The organism is Allocoleopsis sp. (assembly GCF_036703385.1).
Taxonomy (GTDB): domain Bacteria; phylum Cyanobacteriota; class Cyanobacteriia; order Cyanobacteriales; family Coleofasciculaceae; genus Allocoleopsis.
In genome coordinates this window covers 1-3,026 of record NZ_DATNPA010000148.1, presented here as the reverse complement: position 1 = coordinate 3,026, position 3,026 = coordinate 1, and the positions used below count along the sequence as shown (strand labels likewise).

Sequence of the window (3,026 nt, the reverse complement as noted above, 5' to 3'; positions counted from 1 at the left end):
GGTTTCCTATCTCTTGCAAGGCGGAACCTTCAGCCGGGCTCAGAGCGACTTCTGTATCCTTCAGAGCCAGCCATAGAGCAAGCAGAATCTTAGCAGCCGATTCATCCATAGGAGCTTGGTTCATAATTCCTTCCCACGCGTCAGCTAATTTTATCAAGTTGTGCAGATTGGGATATGATTCTGGATGCTGAGGTGATCGAGCGATCGCATTTGCAGTCAAATTCCTACGCTCCCCAAAAACCAGAGGTTTTTCAAACGGGTGAGACTTAATCAAAACTGGGGGAAAAGCCTGTAACCCCCAATTGATTCGGGTTATGGCGATCGCTCACATGATTAATTCTGGGGCGAGTGTGGAAGTGATGAAGTCTTTAGCTCACTTGATGGCTCATAGTCCGCAAATGCAACAGAAAATTTACTCCCGTCATGCCCAAACAAAAGAGAGTGCTCTAGCCCTTGATGCACTCGCGGCGATTTCGTCAAAGGTTCTGGAGTGAGGGAAGTTCGCTATCTTTACGAGAAGCCATGCACGAAGCTTGATGCCAGTGAGCGCGGGAAAAGTAGCTACTTGGGATGGAGCTAGTAGGAAGCTATTTGCTGTCGGGATTATGCGGGATTACGGCATCAAGCAAGAAGCCTCGCAGGAGGAAGTTTCGCCAGCAGACAGCCCCTAGAGCATAATTACCTCTCACCTTGAGATATACAAGAAATTGACAAATCCAAACAGATACTAAGCTGAGGTACACACCACTCGGAAACCGTTGCCATAGCTCTCAAGCGCTGGGATATAGTTCATGCGACACGCAGAACGGCACATACTTGGCTTAAAGTACCAAGACCCTCCCCGTAGTAGCCGCTTTTGATTACCGTTATTATCCTGCCATACACTACCATCAGTCGGTGCGCCCTCATAATCGCTGTGCCAGGAGTCAGCACACCACTCCCAGACATTCCCATGCATGTCATATAACCCGAAAGCATTTGCAGCCTGAAAATTATCTACTGGGGTTGTTTTCTCGCGATACTTACCCTGAAAATCAGAACTATAGGTATAGCTACCATCATAGTTTGCTAAATCAGAAGTAATAGTCTCACCAAAATGAAAAGGGGTAGTTGTTCCAGCACGACAGGCATATTCCCACTCCGCTTCGCTCGGTAGCCGATATTCTCGTTCTGTATAATTGGACAACCTAGCACAAAACTCAATAGCATCCTCAAAAGAGACCGTCTCTACAGGATGATTAGCCCCTTTGAATTTGGATGGATTTAGAACAAGGGAACGTTTGACCGGAGGTAAAGCCACTACGGCTTGCCACTGTGCTTGGGTAATTGGATACTTGCCCATAAAGAAGGGTTTCACAATTACTAAGTGCTGTGGCTCTTCACTCTCAAGCCTATCTGCTTCAGCTTCTGGTGAACCCATACAAAAGGTGCCACCAAGAATCGCAACCATCTCCAGTGTAATTTCATTACCTAGGTCTTCAATGAAACACTGGGCTTGACCCTGACGACGGTCAATTTCTCGACCTTCTGCATTTACAGTCACCACATCAAAATTAAACACTGGAAGTGATAGTGACGTTGGCTCTCTTGGGGGTGCGGCAGCCTGTGACTTTACTCCTGATTGGTGTGAAATAAGTTGCATTTCAATGGGTTCTACATCTTCATTCCTGAGACTGAGAATTTGCTGTAGACGCTTCAGTCTATCACGCTCCTTTGCACTAAGCGGATACTGGCGCTGCATTGCTTCAGCTAAGACTTGTTCATAGCGCTGCAATTTTTCCTTTCGCTGGCGGTAAGGCTCTAGAACTTCCGCCTCAACCACCTTTGCCTCTTCAGCTTGCAAACCCAGAGTATTTTTTAACTCATCCAGGTAGGAACGGTTGATAAAATCAATGTCCCCTTCATCTTCTCTGGCAATCACCCCAACTCCCTTGCGGTATTTCAGTTTTGGGTCGCCAACGGGCGCTCTCGCCAGAAAAATCTTATACCCTTCTTCAACCGGATATAACTCTGGCGTCATACTGGGAGCAGCTTCTTGCACCCTACTACCGGTATATTCATGTAACTCATCAACTGAAATTTGACCATCATCATCTAAATCACCTGCTCCCGTTGTCATTCCTTCGACTAGGTAATGAGTGTAAATCGAGAGGTTAGAGTTTTCCTGCTCAAAAGAATACTGAGTGGCAGTGGAGGAAGTAAGGATTGCTCGTCCCTTGCCACCTAGCTGGGCTTGAATATCCACAAGTCCATCATCTTTGGCGGTCATTCCTTTTGCAAAAGCACCACTGAAGCAACAGTCAAGAATCACTATCTGTCGTTTGGAATAGCTTTCGTTCATGCTTTCATGGAGAACCCTTGCAGCCACTGCTGTTGGTTTGACAAGTTTATTTCTTCCTGGGTCTTTACGAGTTGTTGGAGTTGCTAGGTAGAGATTACCTAGTTCGTCTTTTACACCGTGTCCCGAAAAGTAAAACAACAACAAGTCATCTTTTTGGCGATTGGCAAACAAGTAGTAAATTGCCTCTTCAATCTCTTGTCGCGATCGATTGATCAATACAGTCACATCTGCTTCCGCAAATCCGCCAATGTCTGGATGCTGCAACACTTGCTTCATTGCTTCAACATCTCTAGCAGCACTGGGCAAAGGATTCAGCCCTTGTTCGTATTCACTGACCCCAACTAGTAGGGCTACTTTAGCCATTTGGCACTTCCTACTTAGCGACAAAATCCTGCGCGGCTTGAATTGCTGCCATCAACTCAGCCTGATTAGTGGCTTTCACCTTGAGTTTTTTGCCGTTGGCTTCGACTTCCATTTCAACGGTCTTTCCCAAAAGGCGATCGCTCAAAAATCCCATTAACGCTTTGATATTTGCTGGATTAATCTCAGCTGTCAGTACTCCTAGCAGAAACCCACCCAGAGCCTTGGAACCTCGGGGTGCACTTTCAACAGCAACAAGTTCCGCGTACTCTACCTCGTTTATTTCTTTGAGCTGCTCCAACAGATTTTCGACTTCCCCTTGTAA

Annotated in this window: 4 protein-coding genes; 2 read left to right on the top strand and 2 right to left on the bottom strand. The window is 46.4% G+C overall.

From position 1 onward, the window contains the following. Positions 1-314 precede the first annotated feature (314 nt). Both V6C93_RS07445 and V6C93_RS07440 read left to right on the top strand, forming a co-directional pair. Positions 315-494, top strand: coding sequence for a hypothetical protein (locus V6C93_RS07445; RefSeq protein WP_333476020.1), 180 nt, complete (start codon positions 315-317; stop codon positions 492-494). A gap of 42 nt (positions 495-536) precedes the next feature. Beyond that, positions 537-671 carry a hypothetical protein gene (locus V6C93_RS07440; protein ID WP_333476019.1) on the top strand — a complete coding sequence of 45 codons (135 nt, stop codon included), beginning with the start codon at positions 537-539 and terminating at the stop codon, positions 669-671. A 56-nt stretch (positions 672-727) separates the two neighbouring features. On the opposite strand, the gene V6C93_RS07435 is transcribed toward V6C93_RS07440, so the two are convergent. Together V6C93_RS07435 and V6C93_RS07430 are read right to left on the bottom strand one after the other, a co-directional pair. Further along, positions 728-2,704, bottom strand: a complete 1,977-nt coding sequence (locus tag V6C93_RS07435; protein WP_333476018.1) for a caspase, EACC1-associated type — start codon at positions 2,702-2,704, stop codon at positions 728-730. A 10-nt stretch (positions 2,705-2,714) separates the two neighbouring features. After that, positions 2,715-3,026, bottom strand: a 312-nt coding sequence (locus V6C93_RS07430; protein ID WP_333476017.1) for a hypothetical protein, incomplete at its 5' end; no start/stop codon positions are given.

Bases quoted from the DNA above. Each gene is read 5' to 3' on its own strand.
- V6C93_RS07435 (WP_333476018.1), bottom strand. From the start codon at position 2,704: ATGGCTAAAGTAGCCCTACTAGTTGGGGTCAGTGAATACGAACAAGGG.
- V6C93_RS07440 (WP_333476019.1), top strand. From the start codon at position 537: ATGCCAGTGAGCGCGGGAAAAGTAGCTACTTGGGATGGAGCTAGTAGG.
- V6C93_RS07445 (WP_333476020.1), top strand. From the start codon at position 315: ATGGCGATCGCTCACATGATTAATTCTGGGGCGAGTGTGGAAGTGATG.